The organism is Desulfovibrio sp. 6_1_46AFAA, from assembly GCF_000224635.1.
Classification (GTDB): domain Bacteria; phylum Desulfobacterota; class Desulfovibrionia; order Desulfovibrionales; family Desulfovibrionaceae; genus Desulfovibrio; species Desulfovibrio fairfieldensis.
Genome location: NZ_JH114301.1, coordinates 69,588 through 72,142 on the forward strand (window position 1 = coordinate 69,588; position 2,555 = coordinate 72,142).

Consider the following 2,555-nt stretch of genomic DNA (forward strand, 5'->3'; position numbering starts at 1 on the left):
TACCGACGAACGTAACGTACTCTCTCTCTCTCTCTCTCTCTCTCTCTCTCTCTCTCTCTCTCTCTGCGGCAAAAAGAGCCGTACCGGGCAGACCGGCGCGGCTATGCGTCGAGGAAAGGGGATGTCTGATCATCTGCTTCATCATACGATTTCACATAAAAGGGGTTTGCCGCCGCACGGTCGGTCCGGCGGAAGCCTGGCATTTTGTCTTCCCTTGCCTGTTTGCGCCCGGAGTGGACATCGGCTGCGGAAGCGGCACACAGTTCTATCTATATTTATCGGAATAAAAAAGCGTAAGATTAGTTTTCCTGAACATCAGGCTCATAATTTTTTTTGAAATCAGGAGGGATCGCCTTACGTGAAATACCGCGCTGGCCAGCGCAAGAAGACATGTTTTTTTAAGAAACGGCCGTTCAGGCCAAACAGTTCTGCTAGAATTATTTTTACTGTAAGATATGATGGTTATGATAAAAATTCTACCGGACAGACAAAAATGGAGCCGGGCGTCACTGACGCCCGGCTTATGGGGAGGCGCGCCCTGTTGTCCGTCAGGGCGCGCCCGGAATGGGCGCGGCTGTCCGAACGCGCCCACTTGCGGCCGGGAGGAGATGGGTTGCCCGGCCGCAAAGGTTTCTTCAGGCTTCTTTCAGCTCTTGGATCAGCTCCGTGAGGCCCTGGGTCTGGGCGGCCAGATCGGACACGGCCCTGGCGGCCTCGGCCATGGCTTCGGCGGTCTGGCGGGCCATGTCGTTGACCTGGACAATGGACAGATTGATCTCCTCGCTGGCGGCGGACTGTTCCTCGCTGGCCGTGGCAATGGCATTGACCTGGTCCCCCGTGGCTTCCACGGTGGCCACGATTTCCTGCAGGGCCTGACCGGACTGATTGGCGTATTCCGTGGCCTGCGCAATCCGGGTCACGGCATTGTCCACCGAGGTCATGCTCTTGGTGGTGCTTTCCTGGATGGACTTGATGGCGTCGCCCACATCCGTGGTGGAGGCCATGGTTTTTTCGGCCAATTTGCGCACTTCGTCGGCCACCACGGCAAAGCCCCGGCCCGCGTCGCCCGCGCGGGCCGCTTCAATGGCGGCATTCAAGGCCAGGAGGTTGGTCTGGTCCGCGATGTCCGAAATCACGCCCATGATCCGGGTGATGTTCTGGGCGTGCTCGTTGAGCTGGGTCATGTCCTCCTTGAGGGTCAGAGACAACTGGTGCACTTCCTCAATATTATGCACGGTCTTTTCCACTACCTGCGCGCCGCTTTCGGCTCTTTCCCTGGTTTCAGTGGAGGCGGCGGAGGCGGAACCGGCGTTTTTCGCCACTTCCTGAACCGTGGCGTTCATCTCGTTCATGGCCGTGGCCGCCTCGGACAGGCGCTGGGCGGCTTCGGCCGCGCCCCGGTCGGCCTGTTCGATCTGGGCCGAGAGTTCAGTGGAGGCGGAGGAGACCACAGTGCCCACGGCTTCCAGCTTGTCGGCGGCTACCAGCATGGCCTCGGTTTTGATCTGTGCTTCCTTGCTCGCGGCCTCGGCCTGTTGCATGGCTTCCCTGGCCTTGACGGACTGCTCTCTGGCATTTTCGGATTCGTTTCGGGCGCTGTCGATGTTTTGTTTCAGAGTGTTGACCATTTCCACAATGGCCCCGTACACGCCTGTTTTCGCGGAACCGTCGTCAATCTCATAGTCGCCGTCCACCACACGGTGGGCGATAGTATTGAGTTCGCCGGGGTCCTTGCCCAACTGCCGGGTAGTGCTGCGCACCAGCAGCAGGGTCAGGGCTACGGCGACCAGGATCGCCAGCACCGCCAGGCTCATGCCGACCATATTGCTGTGCTCGTACATTTCATCGCCCCGCGCGTTCATAGCCCCGGCATTTTTCCGGGCCATCGCCGCCAGTTCATTGAGTCTGTCGCTCAGGTCGCGATAGATTTTGTATGACTCGCCCAGCAGCAGCTTGGCGGCTTCTTCGGTTTGGTTTTGCCGGGAGACATCCAGTAGTTTGGCGGAAAAGTTGAAATATTCATCCAGGCCGGCGGAGACTTCGTGCAGCGTTTTTTTGAAGTCCTCTGTCTGGATGAGCTTGTCGAGATCGGCCAGATACGTATTGATGGAGCTTTCCCACGCACTCAACCGCGCTTCATCGGCTTTCATCCGTGCGGGATCGGTGATGTAGACGTGGCGCACTTCCGAGATGCGGTATTCCGAGATGTCATTGTTCAGCTTGCCCGCCAGATCAATGATCGGAACATTCCTTTTTGCCAGGATGGTGGAGATTTCATTGACGCTTTGCATTTGCACCAGCAGATAGATCGCCAGAACGGCGATCAGCACTGTTAATGTCCCCATGCTTAAAAAAATTTTTGTGGACAGTTTCATCTGGGAATTCCTCTTTTGAGATGTGTCTAATTTCCCATTTATAAGGTGATAAAGAAGTAAAATTCCATATATAAAATAAAAACGTGCTGTATTTCTTATATTGATATAAGAAATACAGCACGCCGGAATGCAGCTGCTATTGTGTGCCGGTCAGGCTTGAGTGTTTACTCTCTCTCTCTC

At 56.0% G+C, this 2,555-nt stretch carries 1 protein-coding gene; it reads right to left on the reverse strand.

Annotation, left to right across the window (positions count from 1 at the left end):
• Positions 1-635 precede the first annotated feature (635 nt).
• Positions 636-2,375, reverse strand: coding sequence for a methyl-accepting chemotaxis protein (locus tag HMPREF1022_RS03745; protein WP_009301961.1), 1,740 nt, complete (start codon positions 2,373-2,375; stop codon positions 636-638).
• Positions 2,376-2,555: the final 180 nt, after the last annotated feature.

Bases quoted from the DNA above. Each gene is read 5' to 3' on its own strand.
- HMPREF1022_RS03745 (WP_009301961.1), bottom strand. From the start codon at position 2,375: ATGAAACTGTCCACAAAAATTTTTTTAAGCATGGGGACATTAACAGTG.